At 52.8% G+C, this 23,173-nt stretch carries 25 protein-coding genes; 13 read left to right on the forward strand and 12 right to left on the reverse strand.

Features of this window, described 5'->3' with window-relative positions; translation table 11 throughout:
• Positions 1-73: 73 nt before the first annotated feature.
• Positions 74-559: a ribonuclease E activity regulator RraA gene (rraA, locus tag PSSD_RS07985; protein WP_039328319.1), complete on the forward strand. Its 486-nt coding sequence runs from the start codon at positions 74-76 to the stop codon at positions 557-559.
• 210 nt (positions 560-769) lie between these two features.
• On the opposite strand, the gene zapB is transcribed toward rraA, so the two are convergent.
• Positions 770-1,009 (reverse strand): cell division protein ZapB, encoded by a 240-nt coding sequence (gene zapB / locus PSSD_RS07990; RefSeq protein WP_034823745.1) that lies wholly within the window; start codon positions 1,007-1,009, stop codon positions 770-772.
• Positions 1,010-1,430: 421 nt separating this feature from the next.
• Between zapB and PSSD_RS07995 the strand changes: the two genes are divergently transcribed.
• The 3 genes from PSSD_RS07995 to glpX all read left to right on the forward strand — a co-directional run bounded on the left by PSSD_RS07995 (position 1,431) and on the right by glpX (position 4,929).
• Entirely contained in the window at positions 1,431-2,279 is an 849-nt protein-coding gene (locus tag PSSD_RS07995) for an MIP/aquaporin family protein (protein WP_058970402.1), read from the forward strand.
• 29 nt (positions 2,280-2,308) lie between these two features.
• The gene (gene glpK, locus PSSD_RS08000) at positions 2,309-3,820 is read left to right on the forward strand and encodes a glycerol kinase GlpK (protein ID WP_034823749.1); all 1,512 of its coding nucleotides are present in this window, start codon (positions 2,309-2,311) and stop codon (positions 3,818-3,820) included.
• Between the two features lie 98 nt (positions 3,821-3,918).
• On the forward strand, positions 3,919-4,929 hold the full coding sequence (gene glpX / locus PSSD_RS08005) for a class II fructose-bisphosphatase (RefSeq protein ID WP_058970404.1): 1,011 nt from the start codon (positions 3,919-3,921) through the stop codon (positions 4,927-4,929).
• On the opposite strand, the gene emrD is transcribed toward glpX, so the two are convergent.
• Entirely contained in the window at positions 4,919-6,115 is a 1,197-nt protein-coding gene (gene emrD / locus PSSD_RS08010; RefSeq protein WP_058970406.1) for a multidrug efflux MFS transporter EmrD, read from the reverse strand. The two genes, glpX and emrD, sit on opposite strands and share 11 nt — an antisense overlap.
• 291 nt (positions 6,116-6,406) lie before the next feature.
• Here emrD and fpr point away from each other — a divergent pair, with 291 nt between their 5' ends.
• From fpr to tpiA, 3 genes are all read left to right on the forward strand, one after another.
• Positions 6,407-7,153 (forward strand): ferredoxin--NADP(+) reductase, encoded by a 747-nt coding sequence (gene fpr, locus PSSD_RS08015; protein WP_058970408.1) that lies wholly within the window; start codon positions 6,407-6,409, stop codon positions 7,151-7,153.
• Positions 7,154-7,259: 106 nt separating this feature from the next.
• On the forward strand, positions 7,260-7,850 hold the full coding sequence (locus PSSD_RS08020) for a YiiQ family protein (RefSeq protein ID WP_058970410.1): 591 nt from the start codon (positions 7,260-7,262) through the stop codon (positions 7,848-7,850).
• Between the two features lie 120 nt (positions 7,851-7,970).
• Positions 7,971-8,738: a triose-phosphate isomerase gene (tpiA, locus tag PSSD_RS08025; protein WP_058970412.1), complete on the forward strand. Its 768-nt coding sequence runs from the start codon at positions 7,971-7,973 to the stop codon at positions 8,736-8,738.
• Positions 8,739-8,838: 100 nt separating this feature from the next.
• Here tpiA and PSSD_RS08030 read toward each other — a convergent pair whose 3' ends face one another.
• The 5 genes from PSSD_RS08030 to cpxP form a co-directional block, all read right to left on the reverse strand.
• Positions 8,839-9,594, reverse strand: coding sequence for a CDP-diacylglycerol diphosphatase (locus PSSD_RS08030; RefSeq protein WP_039328256.1), 756 nt, complete (start codon positions 9,592-9,594; stop codon positions 8,839-8,841).
• Between the two features lie 129 nt (positions 9,595-9,723).
• Entirely contained in the window at positions 9,724-10,713 is a 990-nt protein-coding gene (locus tag PSSD_RS08035) for a sulfate ABC transporter substrate-binding protein (protein ID WP_058970414.1), read from the reverse strand.
• Between the two features lie 147 nt (positions 10,714-10,860).
• A complete protein-coding gene (pfkA, locus tag PSSD_RS08040; protein WP_058970416.1) occupies positions 10,861-11,823 on the reverse strand; it encodes a 6-phosphofructokinase in 963 nt (320 codons plus the stop codon).
• Positions 11,824-12,030: 207 nt separating this feature from the next.
• Complete coding sequence (fieF, locus tag PSSD_RS08045) at positions 12,031-12,933, reverse strand: CDF family cation-efflux transporter FieF (protein WP_039328246.1); 903 nt, start codon at positions 12,931-12,933, stop codon at positions 12,031-12,033.
• 198 nt (positions 12,934-13,131) lie between these two features.
• Entirely contained in the window at positions 13,132-13,644 is a 513-nt protein-coding gene (gene cpxP / locus PSSD_RS08050) for a cell-envelope stress modulator CpxP (protein WP_058970418.1), read from the reverse strand.
• Positions 13,645-13,794: 150 nt separating this feature from the next.
• Between cpxP and cpxR the strand changes: the two genes are divergently transcribed.
• From cpxR to trmL, 3 genes are read left to right on the forward strand one after another with little or no spacing between them, the layout of a single operon-like run.
• The gene (cpxR, locus tag PSSD_RS08055) at positions 13,795-14,493 is read left to right on the forward strand and encodes an envelope stress response regulator transcription factor CpxR (RefSeq protein WP_039328240.1); all 699 of its coding nucleotides are present in this window, start codon (positions 13,795-13,797) and stop codon (positions 14,491-14,493) included.
• Complete coding sequence (cpxA, locus tag PSSD_RS08060; RefSeq protein ID WP_039328236.1) at positions 14,490-15,866, forward strand: envelope stress sensor histidine kinase CpxA; 1,377 nt, start codon at positions 14,490-14,492, stop codon at positions 15,864-15,866. Before cpxR ends, cpxA begins: the two co-directional genes overlap by 4 nt.
• Positions 15,867-15,901: 35 nt before the next feature.
• On the forward strand, positions 15,902-16,375 hold the full coding sequence (gene trmL / locus PSSD_RS08065) for a tRNA (uridine(34)/cytosine(34)/5-carboxymethylaminomethyluridine(34)-2'-O)-methyltransferase TrmL (RefSeq protein ID WP_039328230.1): 474 nt from the start codon (positions 15,902-15,904) through the stop codon (positions 16,373-16,375).
• On the opposite strand, the gene cysE is transcribed toward trmL, so the two are convergent.
• The 5 genes from cysE to PSSD_RS08090 all read right to left on the reverse strand — a co-directional run bounded on the left by cysE (position 16,372) and on the right by PSSD_RS08090 (position 19,480).
• A complete protein-coding gene (gene cysE, locus PSSD_RS08070) occupies positions 16,372-17,187 on the reverse strand; it encodes a serine O-acetyltransferase (protein ID WP_039328225.1) in 816 nt (271 codons plus the stop codon). The two genes, trmL and cysE, sit on opposite strands and share 4 nt — an antisense overlap.
• Positions 17,188-17,253: 66 nt before the next feature.
• The gene (gene gpsA, locus PSSD_RS08075; RefSeq protein ID WP_058970420.1) at positions 17,254-18,273 is read right to left on the reverse strand and encodes an NAD(P)H-dependent glycerol-3-phosphate dehydrogenase; all 1,020 of its coding nucleotides are present in this window, start codon (positions 18,271-18,273) and stop codon (positions 17,254-17,256) included.
• The gene (gene secB / locus PSSD_RS27405) at positions 18,273-18,737 is read right to left on the reverse strand and encodes a protein-export chaperone SecB (protein WP_034823785.1); all 465 of its coding nucleotides are present in this window, start codon (positions 18,735-18,737) and stop codon (positions 18,273-18,275) included. The genes gpsA and secB overlap by 1 nt, the downstream gene beginning before the upstream one ends.
• Before the next feature lie 39 nt (positions 18,738-18,776).
• The gene (gene grxC, locus PSSD_RS27410; protein WP_039328217.1) at positions 18,777-19,031 is read right to left on the reverse strand and encodes a glutaredoxin 3; all 255 of its coding nucleotides are present in this window, start codon (positions 19,029-19,031) and stop codon (positions 18,777-18,779) included.
• Between the two features lie 17 nt (positions 19,032-19,048).
• The gene (locus PSSD_RS08090) at positions 19,049-19,480 is read right to left on the reverse strand and encodes a rhodanese-like domain-containing protein (protein ID WP_039328214.1); all 432 of its coding nucleotides are present in this window, start codon (positions 19,478-19,480) and stop codon (positions 19,049-19,051) included.
• A gap of 250 nt (positions 19,481-19,730) precedes the next feature.
• Here PSSD_RS08090 and envC point away from each other — a divergent pair, with 250 nt between their 5' ends.
• The 3 genes from envC (at position 19,731) to PSSD_RS08105 (ending at position 23,147) form a co-directional block, all read left to right on the forward strand.
• A complete protein-coding gene (gene envC, locus PSSD_RS08095) occupies positions 19,731-21,032 on the forward strand; it encodes a murein hydrolase activator EnvC (RefSeq protein ID WP_058970422.1) in 1,302 nt (433 codons plus the stop codon).
• 3 nt (positions 21,033-21,035) lie between these two features.
• Positions 21,036-21,938: a divergent polysaccharide deacetylase family protein gene (locus PSSD_RS08100; protein ID WP_058970449.1), complete on the forward strand. Its 903-nt coding sequence runs from the start codon at positions 21,036-21,038 to the stop codon at positions 21,936-21,938.
• Positions 21,939-22,067: 129 nt separating this feature from the next.
• Entirely contained in the window at positions 22,068-23,147 is a 1,080-nt protein-coding gene (locus PSSD_RS08105; protein WP_064511448.1) for a glycosyltransferase family 9 protein, read from the forward strand.
• Positions 23,148-23,173 lie beyond the last annotated feature (26 nt).

A 23,173-nucleotide genomic window follows, 5' to 3' on the forward strand; every position in this document is an offset into this window, starting at 1 on the left:
GGTTGATGATTTTGCCAACAATCCTCAGATAGCGATATACTTACCCCTCCTGTGGCAAACAGACGATACCCTCATGAAATACGATACTTCCGAACTCTGTGACATCTACCATGAAGAAGTGAACGTGGTTGAACCGCTCTTTTCAAATTTTGGCGGACGCACCTCATTCGGTGGACAAATCACCACAGTGAAATGTTTCGAAGACAATGGCCTGCTCTATGATTTACTCGAAGAGAATGGTCGGGGTCGTGTGCTGGTCATTGACGGCGGAGGTTCCGTACGTCGCGCGCTGGTGGATGCACAACTGGCACGTCTGGCCGCGCAAAATGAGTGGGAAGGATTGGTGGTTTACGGTTCCGTGCGCCAGGTTGACGATCTGGAAGAGCTGGAGATCGGCATTCAGGCGATTGCCGCGATTCCCGTAGGCGCTGCAGGTGAAGGTATTGGTGAAAGTGACGTTCGCGTTAACTTTGGTGGTGTCACCTTCTTCTCCGGTGACCACTTGTATGCCGACAATACGGGTATCATTCTTTCGGAAGACGCACTCGATATCGAGTAAGCCACAAAATATACCCTAAATACTTCGAGTCCCCTCATGGGGCCTACTCTTGGTGCAGGAAGGCGGCAACTGAACGAATCCCCGGGAGCATACACCAGTATGTGACTGGGGTGAGTGAAGGCAGCCAACGCACCTGCGGCTTGAAGTATGACGGGTAAAAACGGGTGCCGAGGCACCCGTTGGTTTAAGCGCTGATGTTTAAATGCTGGCTTAAACCTCTTCCATTTTTCCCAGCAGTGCACGCAGGCGCTCCTGCCATACATGCTGCTCTTCTTTCAGATGCTGGTTTTCACGTACCAGTGCATCCTGGTTGCCAGAAGCCTGGCTGGCTTCGTTGCGCAGCGTGTTGTTCTGATCTTTCAGCTCTTCAATTTCCATCTGCAGCAGGGTGATGGTATCAATCGCCTGCTGTACTTTCGCTTCCAGTTTTTCGAACACTTCAAATGACATCTTTCTGACCTCTCCTAAATCTCTTGCAAGGCGTTGATGGTGCTGGGACTGCCTTGTTATGGTGCGTCCAGCCACGATGTCCCGATTGTATGTAGCGAGACCTTGCAAGTCCAGCAGCACAGGGCCTGCAACGCTAGTCTGTAACACTTTTCAGTTAATGCTTAAAAAAACGCTCACGTTCGCGCATTTTTGCGCGCGGTCACGGTATTGCACCCAGCGACAGCAGGGTTAATGGGTCATAAAGAAAAGCAAAAGACGCGAAAACGCGCATTTTTATGACGCAGTACACATATTTCGATTTCGCTATTTCTCGTTTATGCTCGTTAACGATAAATTCACATCAGCCCTACATAAGAGCTGGGTGACTCATGGATTGAGAACAAAAACTGATAAAATTTAACCTCGCTTCAGGAATACCATTATGAGTCAGACAACGAACACACTAAAAGGTCAGTGCATCGCCGAGTTTCTCGGCACCGGTTTGATCATCTTTTTTGGTGCAGGCTGTGTGGCGGCGCTGAAACTGGCGGGTGCCGCATTCGGTCAGTGGGAAATTTGTATTATCTGGGGTTTAGCTGTCTCCATGGCAGTTTATCTCAGTGCTGGCGTGTCAGGTGCGCATTTGAATCCAGCCGTTACCGTCGCGCTGTGCCTGTTCGCTAACTTCGAAGGCCGTAAAGTTCTGCCCTACATCCTGGCGCAGGTTGCCGGAGCCTTCTGTGCGGCAGCGTTGGTTTATGGTCTCTACTACAATTTGTTCTTTGATTATGAAGCCAGCCATCAAATGGTACGCGGTAGCGTGCAGAGCCTCGACCTGGCCGGCATCTTCTCTACCTATCCAAACCCACACATCACTGTAGGTCAGGCTTTCCTGGTGGAGATGGTGATTACGGCAGTGTTGATGGCGGTGATTATGGCACTGACTGACGACGGCAATGGTGTGCCTCGTGGTCCGCTGGCGCCGCTGTTAATTGGTCTGCTGGTTGCCGTGATTGGCGGTTCAATGGGCCCACTCACCGGCTTCGCACTGAACCCGGCACGTGACTTTGGTCCAAAACTGTTTGCCTTCATCGCCGGTTGGGGTGACGTGGCCTTTACCGGTGGCAAAGATATTCCTTACTTCCTGGTTCCGATTTTTGGCCCATTAGTGGGTGCCTGCCTCGGAGCCTTCGGTTACCGTTCACTGATTGGCCGTAACTTGCCTGTCAATGTGGCGGAAGCCAGCAAAACAGAAAAACCGGTCGCACGCGCTGAGCAGCGTAAAGCGTAAGTTTCATCGTTAATCATCAGGAAAATAAAATGACTACGACTGATAAAAAATACATTCTCGCGCTCGATCAGGGCACGACCAGCTCCCGTGCCGTGGTACTGGATCATGACGCGAACATCGTCGCCGTCTCACAGCGTGAATTTACCCAGATCTACCCGAAAGCGGGCTGGGTAGAGCATGACCCAATGGACATCTGGGCCTCACAAAGCTCAACGCTGGTAGAAGTGCTGGCTCATGCCGACATTCGCTCTGATGAAATTGCCGCGATTGGTATCACTAACCAGCGTGAAACCGCCATCGTGTGGGATAAAGAGACCGGTAAGCCAATCTACAACGCCATTGTCTGGCAGGATCCGCGTACTGCGGATTACTGTAACAAGCTGAAAAAAGAGGGTCTGGAAGAGTACATCCAGCACACCACCGGTCTGGTGATTAACCCGTACTTCTCCGGCACCAAAGTGAAGTGGATTCTCGACAACGTGGAAGGTGCGCGTGAGCGTGCAAAACGTGGCGAGCTGCTGTTCGGAACCGTTGATACCTGGCTGGTGTGGAAAATGACACAGGGCCGCGTACACATCACCGATCACACCAATGCCTCGCGTACCATGATGTACAACATCCACAAGCTGGAGTGGGATGAGCGCATGCTGGAGATCCTTGATATTCCACGCGAAATGCTGCCGGAAGTGAAAGGCTCTTCTGAAATCTACGGCCAGACCAACATCGGTGGTAAAGGCGGTACGCGTATTCCTATCGCCGGTATTGCAGGTGACCAGCAGGCAGCACTGTACGGCCAGCTCTGTGTGCAACCTGGCATGGCGAAAAACACTTACGGCACTGGCTGCTTCATGTTGATGAACACCGGTACCGAAGCGGTGACCTCCACCCACGGCCTGCTGACCACCATCGCCTGCGGCCCGCGCGGTGAAGTGAACTATGCACTGGAAGGTGCGGTGTTTATCGGCGGCGCGTCCATTCAGTGGCTGCGTGATGAGATGAAGCTGATCAGTGATTCAACTGACTCTGAATACTTCGCGCTGAAAGTGAAAGACACCAACGGCGTTTACATGGTGCCAGCGTTTACCGGTCTGGGCGCTCCATACTGGGACCCGTATGCGCGTGGTGCCATCTTTGGCCTGACGCGTGGTGCGAATGCTAACCACATCATCCGCGCGACTCTGGAATCCATCGCTTACCAGACGCGTGACGTACTGGAAGCCATGCAGAATGATGCGGGGACACGCCTGCAATCCCTGCGTGTTGATGGCGGTGCGGTTGCCAACAACTTCCTGATGCAGTTCCAGTCAGACATTCTGGGTACCCGCGTTGAGCGTCCAGAAGTGCGTGAGGTCACAGCATTAGGCGCCGCTTACCTGGCGGGCCTGGCGGTTGGCTTCTGGAGCGATCTGGAAGAAGTGCGTGCGAAAGCCGTGGTTGAGCGCGAGTTCCGCCCAAGCATTGAAACCACCGAACGTAACGTACGTTACGCCGGCTGGAAGAAAGCTGTGGCGCGCGCACAAGCGTGGGAAGACTCAGAGTAATACTCAACTGACCCGCGGCACCCTGCCGCGGGTTTTTCTCCCCGTCTCACTTTCCCCTCCGTGCTACACTGCTTGCCTGTTTTTTATCAGGTGCAACCATGAAACGAGAACTCGCGATTGAATTTTCCCGTGTGACCGAAGCCGCTGCGTTAGCGGGCTATCACTGGTTAGGACGCGGCGATAAAAATGCGGCTGACGGCGCAGCCGTTCACGCCATGCGCATTATGCTCAATACCATCGATATCGACGGCCAGATTGTGATTGGCGAAGGCGAAATCGATGAAGCCCCGATGCTGTATATCGGAGAAAAAGTCGGTACCGGCCGTGGCGACGCGGTGGATATCGCCGTAGACCCGATCGAAGGCACACGCATGACGGCCATGGGCCAGGCCAACGCGCTGGCCGTGCTGGCGGTGGGCGATAAAGGCAGCTTCCTGCACGCACCTGATATGTACATGGAAAAGCTGATTGTCGGACCGGGCGCACGTGGGGCCATCGATCTCAATCTGCCGCTGGAAACCAACCTCAAAAACATCGCTATCGCACTCGATAAACCCCTCAGCCAACTGACCGTCTCGATTCTGGCCAAACCCCGCCACGATGCGGTGATTGCGCAGTTGCAGCAGCTCGGCGTGCGCGTGTTTTCCTTCCCGGATGGCGATGTGGCCGCATCCATTCTCACCTGCATGCCAGACAGCGAAGTGGATGTGCTCTACGGTATCGGCGGCGCGCCAGAAGGCGTAGTGTCAGCGGCAGTGATCCGTGCGATGGATGGCGACATGCAGGCCCGCTTGCTGGCGCGTCACGACGTCAAAGGGGATAGCGAAGAGAATCGCCGTCTTGGCGAGCAAGAGCTGCAACGCTGCGCAGAGATGGGCATTAAAGCCGGAGAAGTGCTGAAGCTGGAGGAGATGGCGCGTAACGATAACGTGATTTTCGCGGCCACCGGCATCACCACCGGTGACCTGCTGAAAGGCATCACCCGCAACGGTAACATCGCCACCAGCGAAACCCTGTTGGTACGCGGCAAATCACGCACCATTCGCCGCATCCAGTCGATCCATTATCTGGATCGCAAAGACGCGGCGCTGCATCAGTTTATCCTGTAATCGCCTGTTTGCCGCTCTCAGGATGACGTGAGAGCGGCCACCAGCACAGCAACATCACCAGTGACGTCACAAACATCAGCATGCCAAGGCTGGACTGATCGTGCTGAGGTAACAGCGCGGATAGCCAGGCAATCACGCCTGAACCCAAATTCTGCAAGCCACCAATCAGCGCACCCGCACTGCCCGCTAACCAGGCATAGGGTTCCATTGCGCCAGAGGTCGCCAGCGGGAACAGCATACCGGCACCAAAGAAGAACAACGCGGCTGGCACCAGCAGCGTCCAGATATTCATGATGCCGAACCAGGCTGGGACCCACATCAATAAACCAGCCAGCAAGCAACTGTTGACGCCATACCACATCAGCGTGTGCCAGGATTTCTGCTCACGCCCGGCAAACCATGCGCCAAAGAACGCCGCCGGAATGGGCAGAATAAACAAAATACTGACGGTCAACCCATCAAGACCCAGCACACCTCCGAGCAGCACGCCACAGCTGGCCTCAAACACCGCGATGCCTGCCAGTGCGCCAATCAGCAGTAGCAGAAAGCGCACAAAATTGCCGTCACTGAGCAACGTGGCATAACGACGCAGGAACGGCGTAGCAGGCGTTTCAACGGGACGCGTTTCCGGTAACCAGCGCGCCATAGAGGCCGTTACGCCCACACACAGCAGCAGCAGGAAGGCGAAACAGGCGTGCCAGCCAAACAGATGCGTGAGCAATGCGCCTATCACCGGTGCCAGCAGTGGGCTGACCAAAATGCCCATATTCAGCAGACTGTTAGCCTGGCGCAGCGCAATACCCGAATAGAGATCGCGTGGCATGGTGCGCGCCATCACACCCGCCACGCCAGTCCCCAGCCCTTGCACAGCACTGCCGAGGACTAAAATGTGTAGCAAGGGTGCGAACATAGCGATCAACGCGCCCACGGCAAAGATCGTCATACCGATAAGGATCACCGGGCGACGACCAACACTGTCTGACAGTGGGCCGTAGATCAGCTGCGATCCGCCATAGGTCATCAGGTATGCGGCCATCACCTGCTGCATGGTGCCGCTGCGCACATTGAGCGCTTCCGCCATGTTGGCCATCGCCGGAACATAGATCGTTTGCGCCATCTGACCCACGGCCACTAAAACGATCAGCATGAATAACAGGAAGCGGTTTTGCGTTTTATTTTTCAACATGGAACAAAATGTCTGCCTGAGAAACAAAATTAAGACAGCATGAAAAAATGCCATCTGAAATGAATGGCGGCAAAAATATCAGGATTGAGTGACAAATCGAGAGGTGAGCGCAAAGTGGTTTACGCGCAGGCGGCAAGCTTATGTACCAGGCTTGTAAAGTGGTCGCTACAGTTGCTGATCTGTGCGCTCCATTTGTCGCTGAGAGCGCTTTGCCCGGCACAGGGCTGGAAATGAGCTGGCTGGCTGACGATGATAGTGACATGCCTGAATAATCAACAATAAGGAGCGATCATGGCAGAGTGGATCAATGCTGAAGTGAAAGAAGTGAAAAACTGGACCGACGCACTGTTCAGCCTGCGCGTTACCGCGCCCATTGATGCTTTCACCGCCGGGCAATTTGCCAAACTGGCGCTGGAGATTGACGGCGAACGCGTACAGCGCGCTTACTCTTATGTGAATGCCCCGCAGGATCCGCTGCTGGAGTTTTATCTGGTCACGGTACCGGAAGGTAAACTCAGCCCGCGTTTACAGGCATTACAGCCTGGCGATCAGGTGATGGTGACCAAAGAAGCCGCAGGATTTTTTGTGCTCGACGAAATTCCCGACTGCCGCACCCTGTGGATGTTGGCTACCGGCACCGCAATCGGTCCCTACTTGTCGATTCTGCAGCAAGGTGAAGGCCTGGAACGTTTTGACAATATTGTGCTGGTTCATGCCGCGCGCTATGCCGATGACCTGAGCTTTTTACCGCTGATGCAGCAGTTGCAACAGCGCTATCAGGGCAAACTGCATATCCAAACGGTGGTGAGCCGCGAAGAGATAGCCGGTTCACTGCACGGCCGTGTGCCACAATTGATTGAAAGCGGAGCATTAGAACGTGCCGTTGGCTTGCCGATGACAGCTGACACCAGCCACGTGATGCTGTGTGGCAATCCACAAATGGTGCGTGATACCCAGCAGTTGTTGAAAGAGTCGCGTGATATGCGCAAACATTTCAAACGCAAACCCGGTCATATGACCAGCGAACATTACTGGTGATAAGTGCGGTGTGATTAATGTCAGATTTTTCTCAGTGCGAGTTTTGACTTTGGTCGGTAAAAACCGTTCTAATCATGGGCTAAGTGAATGATTTAGGGCCGAAGCAATGAAGAACCTGCCAGTCGCGCTGCTTGTTAGCCTCGCACTGACATTTCCCGCCTGGGCGGAGGACGCACCTGCGCAGGATCGTAGCGATCATCTGCCTGCTGCGCCCTATTTGCTGGCGGGCGCGCCCACCTTTGATATGACCATCGCGCAGTTCCGCGAAAAATATAATGCGGCGAATCCAGAACTGCCGCTGCTGGAGTATCGCGCTATCGATAATCGCGACGACAAGAGCAACCTGACGCGCGCTGCCAGCAAAATCAGCGAAACGCTGTACGCTTCCACCGCACTGGAGCAAGGCACCGGAAAAATCAAAACGCTGCAAATCACCTGGCTACCGGTTCCAGGCCCTGACATGAAAGCCGCGCAGGCCCGCGCCATGGATTACATGACCGCCCTGCTGCGCTTTTTCGTGCCGGGATTGTCACCTGAAGACGGACGCAAAAAACTCGACTCCCTCCTTAATGCCGGTAAAGGCGTGCGCTATTTTGCTCGCACCGAAGGCGCACTGCGTTTTGTGGTGGCAGACAACGGCGACAAGGGTTTGACCTTCGCGGTTGAGCCGATAAAACTCTCGCTTGCTACCCCCTGATCACTCCGGCAAAAATGACGAAAAGCAAAGCCAGCGGCACATTTGATCTCTATACTGTCTGGCAGACATCGCTGCCCGATGGCAGCGCTATTTCATGAATCGCGTTATGCGGAGGAAAGAATGCGACATCCACTGGTTATGGGTAACTGGAAACTGAACGGCAGTAAGCACATGGCGGGCGAGCTGATCGAAGGTCTGCGCAAAGAGCTGTCAGGTGTTGAAGGTTGTGGTGTAGCGATTGCCCCACCGGCTATCTATCTTGACCTGGCAAAACACGCCATTTCCGGTAGCCACATTGCACTGGGTGCTCAGAACGTCGATGTTAACCTGTCAGGCGCATTCACCGGTGAAACCTCCGCAGACATGCTGAAAGACGTCGGCGCGAAATACATCATTATCGGCCACTCTGAGCGCCGTACTTACCACAAAGAAAGTGACGAGTTCATCGCGAAGAAATTTGCGGTGCTGAAAGCGGGTGGTCTGATTCCCGTCCTGTGCATCGGTGAAACCGAAGCAGAAAACGAAGCGGGCAAAACCGAAGAAGTGTGCGCACGTCAGATCGACGCGGTACTGGAAACTCAGGGTGCTGCTGCCTTTGAAGGCGTGGTTATCGCTTACGAGCCAGTCTGGGCGATCGGTACCGGTAAATCAGCCACCCCTGCACAGGCTCAGGCCGTGCACAAATTCATCCGTGACCACATCGCGAAGAAAGATGCGGCGATTGCTCAGCAGGTGATTATTCAGTACGGCGGTTCTGTTAACGATAAAAATGCGGCAGAACTGTTCACCCAGCCAGACATCGATGGCGCGCTGGTTGGCGGTGCATCACTGAAAGCGGACGCTTTCGCAGTTATCGTGAAAGCCGCTGCGGCAGCGAAAAACGCTTAAGCTGTAGGCTAAGGTCTTTTTACAGGTCGCCATTAATGGCGACCCTACGAAGAACCGCTCCGAATCTGTAGGGTGCGCATTCATGCGCACCTGAATTTCATTAATGCAAAATCTGGCATTGATGGTCCTGCAACTCTTCCGCCGAACCGCTATTCAACTTCAGCCAGTTCCGCTCCAACGCCAGTAACGCCAGGCGACCATCCGGTAACGCGACCAATGCCAGCCCATATTTCCCCATCTCACTGCGTGCATTTGGCACTTCTTCTGCCAGACGGATAAATGCGCTTTGTTGCGCCAGTTCAGCGGTCGAAAGCGTACGAATCAGATAATGATGTTTGCGCAGCGTAGCGGATTGCCACTGCTCGTTAAGTCGTGCCGTCATGCTATCCAACTGCTGCCGAATATCAGGACGTAAGCAGGAAATGTGGATGTGCAGCTGATTCTGCGAGCGACCATATTGCGCATTTATCGCCAGCGACAGTGCGCTATCATCAATCGGCGCACCGCGTTTTTTCGCCAGTAAACTGCGCTGCTGCCAGGCGGCAGCAAACAGATTCGGCGTAGTGGGTTCGAGAATGATGGGGCTTTCCATGCCGGTGATTTTCTCAATCGGCATCAGTAAAAACTGCAATGGCCCGTTGAGATCTTTTAACGTGACATAGCCCTGTGCAGTGTTGACCTGCTGGCAAGGGGCAGGATTGCCGCTCTTCGCCATATTGGGTACGCACTTCTCACTGATGATCTGCCATAACGCATTAGAATTTTTCTGGAAGTGAAAGGCACTGACGATCAGCCCCACTATCAATAGCAGCAACAACACGGTCAATAACTTCAGGGTACGACGACTTCCCTGCATGGCCTGGCCCTCTGTTCATCACCTGCCTGCATCCTCGCCTGCCGAATGGGTAAAGTCACGGACTTTTGCTGCCACGCAAAGCAAAACGGCCAGCGCAAGGCTGACCGTTTCAATTTAAAGATGATGCGATTACGGTTTCATCACCTGATCATAGCTGCCACCATCGGCGAAGTGGGTTTTCTGGGCCTGTGTCCAGCCACCAAACTTACTGTCGATCGTGAAGAGTTTGACCGGGGCAAAAGTACTGGCAAACTTCTTGGCCACTTCAGGATCGCGTGGACGATAGAAGTTTTCCGCCGCGATGGTCTGGCCTTCCGGTGAGTAAAGGTACTTCAGATACTCTTCGGCGACTTTGCGCGTGCCCTGCTCATCCACCACTTTATCCACCACGGAAACCGTTGGCTCAGCCAGAATCGACTCGCTCGGGGTGACAATTTCAAATTTATCTTTACCCAGCTTATTCACCGCCAGATAGGCTTCGTTTTCCCAGGCAATCAGCACATCGCCAATACCACGTTCAACAAAGGTATTAGTCGCGCCGCGCGCGCCAGAATCCTGCACTTCCACATTCTTGAAAAGCGCTTTCACATAAGCCAGAGCCTTGGCCTGATCGCCATTATTTTGGTCCAGTGCCCAGCCCCATGCGGCCAGATAGTTCCAACGTGCGCCGCCAGAGGTTTTCGGGTTCGGGGTGATCACCGAGACTCCAGGCTTGATCAAATCGTTCCAGTCATGGATGCCCTTCGGGTTGCCTTTGCGTACCAGGAACACGATGGTTGAGGTGTAAGGTGCGGAGTTATCAGGCAGGCGTTTGATCCAGTTTTTATCGATACGACCTCGGTCAGCAATGGCATCTACGTCAGACTGCAGCGCCAGCGTCACCACATCGGCACGAATGCCGTTGATGACTGAGGTTGCCTGCTTACCTGAACCGCCGTGCGACTGGCGAATCACCACGTTGTCGCCGGTCTCTTGCTTGTAGTGTGCGCTAAACGCTTTGTTGTACTGCTCGTACAACTCACGCGTTGGATCGTAAGAAACGTTTAACAGCTGGATATCCTTTGCCAAAACACTGGTTGAAGCCAGTAACAGGGTGACACCAATACTCCACTTGTTCATTGCTTGCTCTCCCGAAGTCGTTATAGAACAAGACTGACACAAACCAATCCATAGATTAAAGAATTAAAAAAGAGTGTTTATAACTTAGGGGAATATAAGGGTGCGCAAAAAAGGGCGCGATGAAGGTCGCGCCCTGATGCAGTTTGATTAGTAGAGTTTTTTCGCGGTGTCGAGCCAATCGCGTTTGAACGGACGCTTCATGTTCTCAATCGCATCGATGATGTCGTGGTGCACCATCTTCTCATTTTGGATACCGACACAACGGCCGCCGTAACCCTGCAACAGCAGTTCAATAGAGTAAGCACCCATGCGAGAAGCCAGAATCCGGTCATAGGCACATGGCGCGCCGCCACGCTGAATGTGACCAAGTACGGTGGCACGGGTTTCGCGTTTGGTTTCCGCTTCAATGTAATGTGCCAGGTCGTCGATATCACAGATGTGCTCAGTGATCGCCACAATGGCGTGCTTTTTACCTTTAGCGATACCGGCTTTAATCTCTTCCACCAGCTCTTCGCGGGTGTAAGGGATTTCCGGCAGCACGATAAATTCGCAACCGCCAGCAATCGCGGCAGCCAGGGTAAGATCACCGCAGTAACGACCCATCACTTCAACGATAGAGATACGCTGGTGTGAAGATGAGGTGTCGCGCAGACGGTCAATCGCTTCCACCACGGTCTCCAGTGCGGTGAAGTAACCAATGGTGTAGTCGGTTCCAGCCACGTCGTTATCAATGGTGCCAGGCAGACCAATACACGGGAAGCCCATTTCAGTCAGACGCTTGGCACCCATGTAGGAGCCGTCACCGCCAATCACCACCAGCGCATCAATGCCGCGCTTTTTCATGTTCTCAATCGCGACCTGGCGAACGTCCTCATTACGGAAATCCGGGAAGCGCGCAGAGCCAAGGAAAGTGCCGCCACGGTTGATCATGTCTGATACGCTGTAGCGGTCGAGGTTGATCATGCGATCTTCATACAATCCCAGATAGCCGTCGTAGATACCAAAAACTTCAAGGCCTTCACTCAGCGCGGAACGGACAACTCCGCGAATGGCTGCGTTCATGCCTGGGGCGTCACCGCCGCTGGTCAGTACTCCGATTTTTTTGATCATGACAACCTCTGGATTGTTCAAAACTAAGGATTATTCCTGCCTGCCGACCGGTGTAAACCCATTCACGATCGTGCGGCTTAATAGTTGCAGATAGTATATCAAAGGCTTGATGCTGAATTGATTCAGGTCAGACAAGTTTTCGCTAATTTTTTACAGAGTTGTTAGCGTTACGTCATTTTTATCACGCAACGCCATGATATTTAACCGCTAAAACTGAAAAAAACCTTGCTGATTTTCAGGCACCACCGAACAGGGATCCTGATGAATGATCACGTCAGAACCGGGAAATTTTTGCCGCAATGCTTGCTCAATCTGATCGGCCACCTGATGCGCCTGCAGCAACGGTAAGTGATCATCCATTTCCAGGTGCAGCTGTATAAAACGCGTCGGCCCAGACTGACGTGTACGTAACGCATGCGCACCACGCACGCCTGGCCAGTCACTGACTACATCAATAATTGCCTGTTTTTCCTCTTCCGGCAACGCGCGATCCAGTAGCGATTGCACCGCTTCATAGCCCATACGTAATGCGTTATAGAGAATGTAGACGCCGATCCCTAAGGCGAATAACGCATCTGCCCTGACAAAACCATAGCTGCTTAACACCAGGGCGACCAGAATCGCGCCGTTCATCACCACATCGGATTGATAGTGCAGCATATCCGCTCTAATAGCCTGGCTACGTGTGCGCCTGACAACCCAGCGCTGGAACGTCACCAACAACAGCGTTGAGAACAGAGCAACCACCGTCACCACAATGCCTACCAGCGGCGAATGCAGCGTATTGGGTGACGCAAGATGCTGAATACCGGTGAGGAAGAGAAACAGGGCAGAACCGGAGATGAACATGCTCTGAGCCAGCGCTGCCAGCGACTCCGCTTTACCGTGACCAAAGGTATGATCATCATCGGCTGGCTGTAATGAATAGCGCACCACCAACAGGTTGGTGAGTGATGCGGCAATATCGACCAGTGAATCAACCAGCGCGGCCAACATGCTGACTGAACCGGTTAGCCACCAGGCGAAAACTTTGACGATTAACAGCAGTGTCGCCAGTGTCGTTGCTGCCAGCGCAGCTCGGTTGACGAGTTTTGCATAGGAGGGATCCATGCCTTGCCTCATGAAAGCGCACGCTAAAGCGCCACGCCGTGGTTAAATCATGGCTAAAGTTTATCATCGGCCAGCTTAAGCTGCGTGGATTGATATTAAGTTAATGATGCGTCAGCGCAATGACAGGCAAAAAAACCCCGCCATCATGGCGGGGAAGACAGGGATGGTGTCTATGGCAAGGAAAACAGGGATACTATGTTACTGGTTACTGCTGGTACTACTCACTGCATGCAGCGGTGATGATGGCTGCAATCCGGAGAGCTGACGCATATTCTTGAGACGCCGCTCATAATTCTGCTGCAATAACGCTTGCTGTGCAGGCGTAAGCAGGTGATACATCTGGTTACGAACCCGAGCCATCTCAACTTGCAGTTCAACCTGCGCGCGGGCTTGTTTTTCTGCCTGCTGGCGGATGGCCGATTCGTTAAATTTGTCTGCAATGACAAGGTCATGCATAGTTTCAATGTCCTGAACGCTCAATACGGGGCGTTCGTGTCGCGCTTGCTGCATCAGGTCTCGCATCTGTTGCCGCTGTTGTTCAGTCAGCTCAATGCCATCGAACATGTGGCTTTGCGGATTTTGCGTCATACTGCCTGTCGTCAATCCGCTGTACTGATGCATCTCGTCAATCGTCGTCGTGTCTGCTGCTTCTGCGCTGGCGTGACTGAGAACCATCGCTGAGGCAATGACGACGGCGGTTAAGTAGCGCATCGTTTACTCCCAGTTCGTTCCGTTTTGCGATTCAACGAGAGCTAGTGTACGGCGATGGCTGCAAACATCCGTCAGGGGGTGTAAAACTACGTAAAGCGTTGGATTGCAGGTCATGGAACACGGTATTTTGCCTGCGGAGGGCAATAAAAAATGAATAAAATCCTGTTGGTTGATGACGACCGCGAATTAACTTCGCTGCTTAAAGAACTGCTTGAAATGGAAGGTTTTGAGGTGATTGTCGCCGGTGATGGCGAGCAGGCGCTCAACCTACTGGACAACACCGTTGACTTGTTATTGCTCGACGTCATGATGCCGAAAAAGAACGGTATCGATACGTTGAAAGAATTACGCCAGCAACATCAGACTCCGGTCATTATGCTGACCGCGCGTGGCAGTGAGTTAGATCGCGTTCTCGGCCTTGAGCTGGGCGCGGACGACTATCTGCCAAAACCGTTTAACGACCGCGAACTGGTAGCGCGTATCCGTGCTATTTTGCGCCGTTCAAACTGGAGCGAACAGCAACAGCAGCATGACAACAGCTCGCCAACGCTGGAAGTGGATTGTTTACGCCTGAATCCCGGTCGCCAGGAAGCCAGTTTCGATACTGAAACACTGGATCTTACGGGTACCGAATTCACCCTGCTTTATTTGCTGGCACAGCATTTGGGTCAGGTGGTTTCGCGCGAACATCTAAGCCAGGAAGTACTGGGCAAACGCCTGACGCCGTTTGACCGTGCCATTGACATGCATATCTCTAACCTGCGTCGTAAATTGCCGGAACGTCGTGATGGTCATCCGTGGTTTAAAACTCTGCGCGGACGCGGCTATCTGATGGTTTCGGCATCATGATTGGAAGTTTGACCACCCGCATCTTCGCCATCTTCTGGCTCACGCTGGCGTTGGTGTTGATGCTGGTTTTGATGGTGCCCAAACTCGACTCACGCCAGATGACATCGCTGCTGGAAAGTGAGCAACGACAGGGCACCATGATTGAACAACACGTTGAAGCTGAACTGTCACAAGACCCGCCTAACGATTTGATGTGGTGGCGTCGGCTATTTCGCGCCATCGATAAATGGGCCCCGCCGGGGCAACGTTTATTGCTGGTCACCAGTGAAGGCCGCGTCATCGGCGCTCAACACAATGAAATGCAGGTGATCCGTAACTTTATCGGCCAGGCAGATAACGCCGATCATCCGCAGAAGAAGAAGTATGGTCGCGTGGAAATGGTCGGCCCCTTCGCCGTGCGCGATGGCGAAGACAATTACCAGCTTTACCTGATTCGACCTGCCACCAGTTCGCAGCTGGATTTTGTTAACCTGTTATTTGATCGACCTTTACTGCTGCTGATTGTCACGATGCTGATCAGCTCGCCACTGCTGTTATGGCTGGCGTGGAGCCTGGCTCGCCCGGCACGCAAACTGAAGTATGCGGCCGATGAAGTAGCAAGCGGTAACTTACGCCAGCATCCTGAACTGGAATCCGGCCCACAGGAGTTTCTCGCCGCAGGATCGAGCTTCAACCAAATGGTGAGTGCGCTAGAACGTATGATGACTGCTCAACAGCGCCTGCTGTCTGACATCAGCCATGAACTGCGCACGCCGCTTACGCGCCTTCAGTTGGCCACAGCGCTGCTGCGTCGTCGTAACGGTGAAGGTAAAGAGCTACAACGTATCGAAACGGAAGCACAGCGCCTGGATGGCATGATTAACGATCTGCTGGTGCTGTCGCGCACGCAACACAAAAATGCGCTGGTGAGTGAAGCGATGAAGGCAAACCAGCTTTGGAATGGCGTGCTGGAAGACGCCAAATTCGAAGCAGAGCAGATGGGTAAAACCATGGATGTGCCTTACCCGCCTGGCCCATGGCCGCTCTATGGCAACCCGCATGCGCTGGAGAGTGCGTTGGAAAATATCGTGCGTAATGCGTTGCGCTATTCCCACAACCACATCAGTGTCAGCTTCTCAGTAGATATTCAGGGTATCACTGTCCACGTCGATGATGATGGCCCAGGCGTCAGTGCCGAGGATCGCGAACAGATTTTCCGTCCGTTTTATCGCACAGATGAAGCGCGCGATCGTGAATCCGGTGGCACCGGTTTAGGTCTGGCGATTGTTGAAACGGCCGTCCAGCAACACCGAGGTTGGGTGAAAGCGGATGACAGTCCACTGGGGGGCCTGCGTCTTACGCTGTGGTTACCGCTGTACTCCGCTCGCCAATAATTTGCTATGCTTCGGCCCTCGTTTCCGGGGGCCTTATGCTGAACATCGTTTTATTTGAACCTGAAATCCCGCCAAATACCGGCAATATCATCCGCCTCTGTGCGAACACCGGCTTTCAGTTGCATCTGATTGAGCCGCTGGGCTTTGCCTGGGATGATAAACGCCTGCGCCGTGCCGGGCTGGACTATCACGAATACACCTCGCTGAAGAAACACGCCAATTATGCGGCGTTTCTCGCGTCAGAAGCCCCACAGCGACTCTTTGCCTTGACCACTAAAGGGACACCGGCACACAGCGCGGTAAGTTATCAGAAAGGGGATTATTTGCTGTTTGGTCCAGAAAGCCGTGGATTACCGGCAGAGATTCTTAATGCGCTGCCTGCAGAGCAGAAGATCCGCATTCCGATGATGGCGGAAAGTCGCAGTATGAACCTTTCAAATGCGGTATCGGTGGTGGTGTATGAAGCGTGGCGCCAGCTTGATTACAGTGGCGCACTGATCAAAAGCTAGATGCCGTCGCCGTATTCAAAACCGGCGCCATTGAAGAGTTGATCCATATCCATTGATGGCTTATCACTGGTGGGTTTGCCGACGATGCGCGCCGGTACGCCTGCCGCTGTGGTATGCGGGGGGACGGGTTGCAAGACGACCGACCCGGCGCCAATTTTCGCGCCGCGTCCCACTTCAATATTGCCCAGAATCTTGGCGCCCGCCCCAATCATCACGCCTTCACGGATCTTCGGATGGCGATCGCCGCTGGTTTTACCGGTACCGCCTAACGTCACCGACTGCAAAATCGACACGTCGTTTTCCACCACCGCCGTTTCACCAATGACGATGCCCGTTGCATGGTCGAGCATGATGCCGCGACCAATACGTGCAGCCGGGTGAATATCCACGGCGAAGGAGACTGAGATTTCATTCTGCAGGTAAACAGCCAGAGCGCGACGCCCCTCTTTCCACAGCCAGTGGCCAATGCGATAGGCTTGCAACGCATGGAAGCCTTTCAGATAGAGCAGAGGTGTGGAATATTTATCGACGGCCGGGTCACGCATACGCACTGCCTGGATATCATAAGCCGCTGAGACAATCATCTCTGGGTCTTCACGATAGGCTTCTTCAACGATCTCGCGCACGGCGATAGCAGGCATAATCGGGTTCGCCAGTTTGTTCGCCAGCATGTAGCTCAGCGCACTGCCGAGGTTCTCATGCTTAAGCAATGTCGCGTGATAAAAACTGGCCAGCATGGGTTCACAATCAGCCAGCGCTCTGGCTTCAGCTTTGATGTTGTTCCAGACCAGTTCTAACTCTTCTGACGACATTGCTCTGTGCTCCCGATAAAAAAGCGCCTGAGAGGCGCTGCAGGTGGTTTAGCTGGGCATCCGGCTTCAGCTTTGGCTGTTTTCGTCCTTCCTTGCACGGCCAAGTAAACTCAATGCTGCCTCTCGCGCCGATTTTTCGCAATACAAGACCTGATAAATCTGCTCAGTTATCGGCATCTCGACACCCATTCGTGCCGCCAATACTTTGACTTCTTTAGTGTTTCGATAACCTTCTACAACTTGTCCGATAATGCGTTGTGCCTCATCAACGCTCTCACCCTGCCCCAGCATCATGCCAAAACGACGGTTGCGTGATTGATTATCGGTACAGGTCAGCACTAAATCGCCTAGTCCCGCCATCCCCATAAAAGTGGTGGGATCAGCACCTAACGCAGCTCCCAGGCGGCTCATTTCTGTCAGGCCACGCGTGATGAGCGCGGTTCGGGCGTTAGCGCCAAAACCGATACCATCAGAAATGCCAGCGCCAATGGCGATCACGTTTTTCACGGCACCGCCAAGTTGCACACCGATGAAGTCCGGATTGTTATAAACGCGGAAGCTTTTACCGCAGTGCAGTTTTTGCTGCAGATCGTCAGCGAATTGCGCATCCGTAGCTGCCAGCGCAATGGCGGTTGGCAATCCTGCCGCAAGTTCTTTCGCAAAGGTTGGCCCGGAAATCACTGCCAGCGGAATGCTATCGCCCAGAATTTCACGTGCGACATCCTGCAATAAACGCCCGGTTTCTTTCTCCAGGCCCTTAGTTGCCCACACAATGCGAGAATCCGCGCGCAGATGTGGCTTAAGCTGAGTCAGCACGTCGCCAAAAACATGGCTGGGCACGACCACAAGCAGATCGCGGCTGGCATTAACGACTGTCGCCAGATCGGCCTCAGGGGCAAGATTATCGGGGAAAGGAACATCGGGCAGGAAAGCGGTATTGCATCGGTCAGCTTTGAGCTGCGCCACGCTTTGTGGGTTGTGGCCCCAAAGTAATACCGGATGGCCGTTGCGGGCCAGAGTGATGGCCAATGCGGTGCCGTACGAGCCGGCACCGATGACGCTAATAGAAGCGTTAAGTGTAGTCATCAGGCATCCTGACGTGGCGCTTCGCCTTCACCTTGCTGCTGCAGATAGTTCATGAACAGGGCATCAAAGTTAACTGGCGCCAGATTGAGCTGCGGGAAAGTACCACGCGATACGAGGCTGGTGATGCACTCACGCGCATAAGGGAACAGAATGTTCGGGCAGTAAGCACCCAAGCAATGCGCCATCTGCGTACCTTCAATACCGCCGATAGTGAAGATACCTGCCTGCTGTACTTCACACAGGAACGCGGTGTCTTCACCCACAGTTGCGGTCACAGTCACACGCAGAACGACTTCGTACACTTCATCAGCCAGCTGAGACGAAGCTGTGTCCAGATCCAGCTTCACTTCAGGTTCCCACTCTTTCTGGAAAACCTGAGGGGCATTTGGCGCTTCGTAAGAAACGTCTTTGGTATAGACACGTTGAATCTGGAACTGCATTTCGTTAGTAGAATGTTCTGACATGTGACTAAATCCTGTGAGTTAAATTGTCTTATCGAGAAATTATGCCTGGAGTAAGGGATCCAGTCCCTGACGCCCATCCAGCGCGTAAAGATCGTCACAGCCACCAATGTGCTGCGCATCAATAAAAATTTGTGGAACCGTTGTACGCCCGCTGCGTTGGATCATTTCTTCACGTTTCGTCGCGTTCCCATCAATAGGAATCTCCTTGAACGACACGCCTTTTTGATCCAGCAACGCCTTTGCTCTGTGGCAATACGGGCAGGTCACTTTGGTATAAATCTCTACATTAGCCATGCGGATACCTCAGGGAATTATTTACCGCGTACCAGCGGCAGATTTTCACCACTCCAGCCGCTCACGCCATCTTTCAGCACGGAAACGTTCTCAAAACCTGCGGCACTCAATTTCGCTGCCGATTCACCCGCACTTTGACCGGTGGCACATACCACAATTATGGGCTGTGACTTGTGCTTTTCCAGATCGGCAAAGCTGCCTTTTTTAATATCAGCGGCGGCAACGTTAATCGCCCCTGAAATGTGTCCTTTGCGATAGTCATCGCGCGAGCGCACGTCTACAACCACCGCGTCCTCTTTGTTAATCAGGTGGGTTGCTTCGCCACGGCTGATGGTTTTTATCTTAGAGAACATTCCTTTAACGGTGGTCACAATCACCAGAACGAGTAAAACAACCCATGCCAGACTAAGGATGGTGTGATTGCTTGCAAACTGCATAATATCTTGCATGAGGGGTAATGACTCCAGACCGGGCTAATTAAGCTAAAACAAGGGTTCTGAGTATACCTGCGCCACTTCTCATGTACAGTCGTGAAGCGGGCAGAGTTACGATTTGTGCGTCATTTTCCAAAAAAAGTGTTCTAATCGCAAAATTAAGACAAAGTTAATGCCAGTAAGCTCGGCACGGACATCTTTCGTTAAGCAAAACCCGCCCGGGATAACTGGTAAGCGGCTGTTCATCGTGGAATAATTATCGACTATGAAGGGAAAAGCGACCGTTACACACACAAGGACTCGCCACAACGGCCCAGCGCATCCGTTGTTATTTCGCTGGTCCGAAATCTCCCGAAGCCTGCTCTGTGCGGGCGCGCTGTTGTTGCCGATTGCCGCTCACAGCGCGGATGACAGCAAAACGCAGCTGAAATCCATTCAGCAAGATATCGCCGAGAAAGAAAAGAGCGTCAAAGCGCAGAAACTGCAGCGCAGCAAACTCCTTGACCAACTGCAAAGCCAGGAAAAAGTGATTGCTCAAGCCAGCCGTCAATTGCGCGAAACGCGTAATAGTCTGACCGCGCTAAACGGCGAAATCGCACAGATAACCACCTCTATCTCTCACCTGGAAAAACAGCAGGCCCAGCAGGAAAAATTGCTGGCGCAACAGCTGGATGCGGCGTTCCGTCAGGGGCAGCACAATGGTTTGCAATTGCTGTTAGGTGGTGAAGAAGCGCAGCGCAGTGAACGTATTCTGGCTTATTTCGGCTATCTCAATGCCGCACGTCAGAAAAACATCGACGATCTCAAACAAACCCAGCAGCAGCTCGCGGAACAGCGCCAGGCATTACAAGGCAAACAGGAACAGCAGAAATCGCTGTTGTCACAGCAGCAGACACAGCAAACCAAGCTGGAAACCGCTAGTGCAGCACGCAAGAAAACGCTGACGGTGCTGGAAAGCTCGCTGGAAAAAGATCAAGCCGATCTGGTCGAAATGCGGGAAAACGAAAGCCGCCTGCAAGATAAAATTGCCAAAGCAGAACGTGAAGCACGTGAGCGTGCGGAACGCGAAGCGCGCGAGGCAGAGAAAGTTCGCCAACGCCAGGCGCAGGCAAAAGCCAAAGGTTCCAACTATCAGCCCACGCAGAGCGAGCGTGAACTGATGGCACGTACCGGCGGACTTGGCAGGCCTGGAGGTCAAGCTCTGTGGCCGGTCAACGGACGCATAGAACATCGCTTCGGCGAATCCATGCAGGGCGAACTGCGCTGGAAAGGTCTGGTGATTGATGCACCAGAAGGTACAGAAGTGAAAGCCATCGCCGATGGACGCGTACTGATGGCCGACTGGCTGCAAGGCTACGGTCTGGTTGTGGTGCTGGAACATGGTAAAGGCGACATGAGTCTTTATGGCTACAACCAAAGTGCGCTGGTGAGCGTCGGTACTCAGGTGAAGGCAGGACAGCCTATCGCCTTAGTGGGTACCAGTGGCGGCCGCGGCACGCCTTCGCTCTACTTTGAAATCCGACGCCAGGGAAAGGCCGTCAATCCACTACCGTGGTTAGGAAGATAAGTGTTGTTTCAGCCCCGAAAGCTTTCAATCGCGCTCTGTGCGCTGTTTTTGTCACTTTCTGCTCAGGCCGGCAAACTTTCGATAGTCATCGACGACTTCGGTTACCGGCCTGTAGAAGAGAACAAAGTGTTGCAAATGCCAGCGGCGATTTCCGTCGCTGTACTTCCCAATGCACCGCACGCGCGTGAAATGGCGACCAAAGCCCATCAGGGCGGCCATGAAGTGTTGATCCATCTGCCCATGGCACCGCTCAGTAAGCAGCCACTGGAGAAAGACACCCTCACCCCGGAAATGAGTAGCGAGGAAATCGCCCGCATCATTCGCGATGCGACGGGTAAAGTCCCATTCGCCGTGGGTCTGAACAACCATATGGGCAGCAAAATGACCTCAAGCCTGCCTGGCATGCAGAAAGTGATGCAGGTACTTAATCAATACAATTATTACTTTCTTGATAGCATGACGATTGGCAACAGCCAGTCCATTCCAGCCTCGCAGGGCACGCACGTTAAAGTACTCAAACGGCGGGTATTTCTTGATGACAGCCAGAATGAAGCTTCGATTCGTGAGCAATTCACTCGTGCCGTGAAGCTGGCACAACGTGATGGCTATGCCATTGCGATTGGGCATCCGCATCCGACCACGGTTCGCGTGTTGCAACAGATGCTGCCATCACTGCCTGGCGATATCACCTTGGTACGCCCAAGCCAGCTGCTGAATGAGCCATTGCATCAGGGATCTGGCCCATCCTCTCAGCCAGCAAAACCGCGGCCCACCAAGTTCCATGCGCCGGGTGTGTGTAAGGTGAGTAAGCCGCTGCCGCCAGTACCACAAAGCCGTGCGGTGGATCTGATTATCGAGCATGTTTCAGAAAGCAAACTAATCAAACAGTTAGGTTCGCTTTTCTAAGCTAAATGTCAACGACATGAAAAATTAACGTCAGTCCCATTCGGGACTGGCGTTTTTTTCGTTATGATAACGAAATTATTTCCCAGCATTGATGTCAAATTTGCCAGGTTCTTAGGGTTAATCGGATTAATGAAAAAGATTTGGAAAATAAATTTAATCAATAACGTACTGAGTTTGCATGCCAGACTGAGTCAGATTGATAAAAATAAGCAGCCGTTAAGTTCAAATCATGAATTTGAACGCATTGTTATTTTCTCAACGACTGCATTAGGGGATTTACTCTTCAACACCCCAGCCATTAAAGCCATAAAACGCCGTTACCCTGCTGCCAAACTTATGCTGGTATCCAGTGATAAAAACCGCGATCTGGTCGAAAAAAGTGAATGGTTTGATCAAGTCGCTATCTGGGATAATAAAATTGTTCGTGCACCGAACTTGATTAGAAAAATACGTCGATTCCAACCAGACTTAACATTACTTTTACATTCAAGCCTGGGTTACGATATTTTATGCTCCCGGCTGGGTGGTTCAAAGTATATCCTTCGAGATAACTTTCGCCACGACAAACCGGTATTTAACCATTGGCTGGATAAATATTCGACCAGCGTAGATGGCCATATCATTCAACGCAAAATGGATTTAATTAGCGTTTTAGGCTGTGATCCGGCCGATATTAAAATGCAGTTTCCGATTGCGGTTAATAAAACGCCGCGCAGCGCTCTGAGTCCAACCATTGGTTTTCAGATGGGGGCATCAGGTAAAAATCGCTGCTGGCCTGTTGAGCATTTTGCTCAATTAGCAGAACGTATTTTCACTGACATTGATGACTCGAAAGTGATATTGACAGGTGCAGGACAAGACCAGCCGATTGAAAAAGAGTTCTTCAAAATATTGCCTGAAAAATATCACACCCGAGTGACGTCCTACATTGGAAAAACCCGTCTTCCAGCGCTGATTGAACTTATCAATTCGATCGATGCATTAGTCACCGGTGACACCGGTCCACTGCATATTGCCATTACAGCCCAAACGCCGACAGTGAGCCTGTACGTCAGCGCAAACCCACGGCATACAGGCCCGTATCAGGATTTATCGATTCATAAAACGATTCGTATTGAACCGGAAGCAGGCGACGATGCGATTTACCCATTGCGGAAAATCAGCGTCGATACCGTTTTGCAGGAATTGAAGATGGTGATTAAAAAATAATTTCAATGCCAGGTTAAGTTAATAAC

It is taken from the genome of Type-D symbiont of Plautia stali, from assembly GCF_001485335.1.
Lineage (GTDB): Bacteria > Pseudomonadota > Gammaproteobacteria > Enterobacterales > Enterobacteriaceae > Pantoea > Pantoea vagans_C.

Coding starts and splice junctions, on each gene's coding strand:
- trmL (WP_039328230.1), top strand. CDS start 15,902: ATGCTGAACATCGTTTTATTTGAACCTGAAATCCCGCCAAATACCGGC.
- grxC (WP_039328217.1), bottom strand. CDS start 19,031: ATGGCTAATGTAGAGATTTATACCAAAGTGACCTGCCCGTATTGCCAC.
- fieF (WP_039328246.1), bottom strand. CDS start 12,933: ATGGATCCCTCCTATGCAAAACTCGTCAACCGAGCTGCGCTGGCAGCA.
- cysE (WP_039328225.1), bottom strand. CDS start 17,187: ATGTCGTCAGAAGAGTTAGAACTGGTCTGGAACAACATCAAAGCTGAA.
- PSSD_RS07995 (WP_058970402.1), top strand. CDS start 1,431: ATGAGTCAGACAACGAACACACTAAAAGGTCAGTGCATCGCCGAGTTT.
- PSSD_RS08105 (WP_064511448.1), top strand. CDS start 22,068: ATGAAAAAGATTTGGAAAATAAATTTAATCAATAACGTACTGAGTTTG.
- PSSD_RS08035 (WP_058970414.1), bottom strand. CDS start 10,713: ATGAACAAGTGGAGTATTGGTGTCACCCTGTTACTGGCTTCAACCAGT.
- pfkA (WP_058970416.1), bottom strand. CDS start 11,823: ATGATCAAAAAAATCGGAGTACTGACCAGCGGCGGTGACGCCCCAGGC.
- emrD (WP_058970406.1), bottom strand. CDS start 6,115: ATGTTGAAAAATAAAACGCAAAACCGCTTCCTGTTATTCATGCTGATC.
- glpX (WP_058970404.1), top strand. CDS start 3,919: ATGAAACGAGAACTCGCGATTGAATTTTCCCGTGTGACCGAAGCCGCT.
- cpxR (WP_039328240.1), top strand. CDS start 13,795: ATGAATAAAATCCTGTTGGTTGATGACGACCGCGAATTAACTTCGCTG.
- tpiA (WP_058970412.1), top strand. CDS start 7,971: ATGCGACATCCACTGGTTATGGGTAACTGGAAACTGAACGGCAGTAAG.
- gpsA (WP_058970420.1), bottom strand. CDS start 18,273: ATGACTACACTTAACGCTTCTATTAGCGTCATCGGTGCCGGCTCGTAC.
- PSSD_RS08030 (WP_039328256.1), bottom strand. CDS start 9,594: ATGCAGGGAAGTCGTCGTACCCTGAAGTTATTGACCGTGTTGTTGCTG.
- envC (WP_058970422.1), top strand. CDS start 19,731: ATGAAGGGAAAAGCGACCGTTACACACACAAGGACTCGCCACAACGGC.
- PSSD_RS08090 (WP_039328214.1), bottom strand. CDS start 19,480: ATGCAAGATATTATGCAGTTTGCAAGCAATCACACCATCCTTAGTCTG.
- cpxA (WP_039328236.1), top strand. CDS start 14,490: ATGATTGGAAGTTTGACCACCCGCATCTTCGCCATCTTCTGGCTCACG.
- glpK (WP_034823749.1), top strand. CDS start 2,309: ATGACTACGACTGATAAAAAATACATTCTCGCGCTCGATCAGGGCACG.
- cpxP (WP_058970418.1), bottom strand. CDS start 13,644: ATGCGCTACTTAACCGCCGTCGTCATTGCCTCAGCGATGGTTCTCAGT.
- PSSD_RS08020 (WP_058970410.1), top strand. CDS start 7,260: ATGAAGAACCTGCCAGTCGCGCTGCTTGTTAGCCTCGCACTGACATTT.
- zapB (WP_034823745.1), bottom strand. CDS start 1,009: ATGTCATTTGAAGTGTTCGAAAAACTGGAAGCGAAAGTACAGCAGGCG.
- rraA (WP_039328319.1), top strand. CDS start 74: ATGAAATACGATACTTCCGAACTCTGTGACATCTACCATGAAGAAGTG.
- secB (WP_034823785.1), bottom strand. CDS start 18,737: ATGTCAGAACATTCTACTAACGAAATGCAGTTCCAGATTCAACGTGTC.
- fpr (WP_058970408.1), top strand. CDS start 6,407: ATGGCAGAGTGGATCAATGCTGAAGTGAAAGAAGTGAAAAACTGGACC.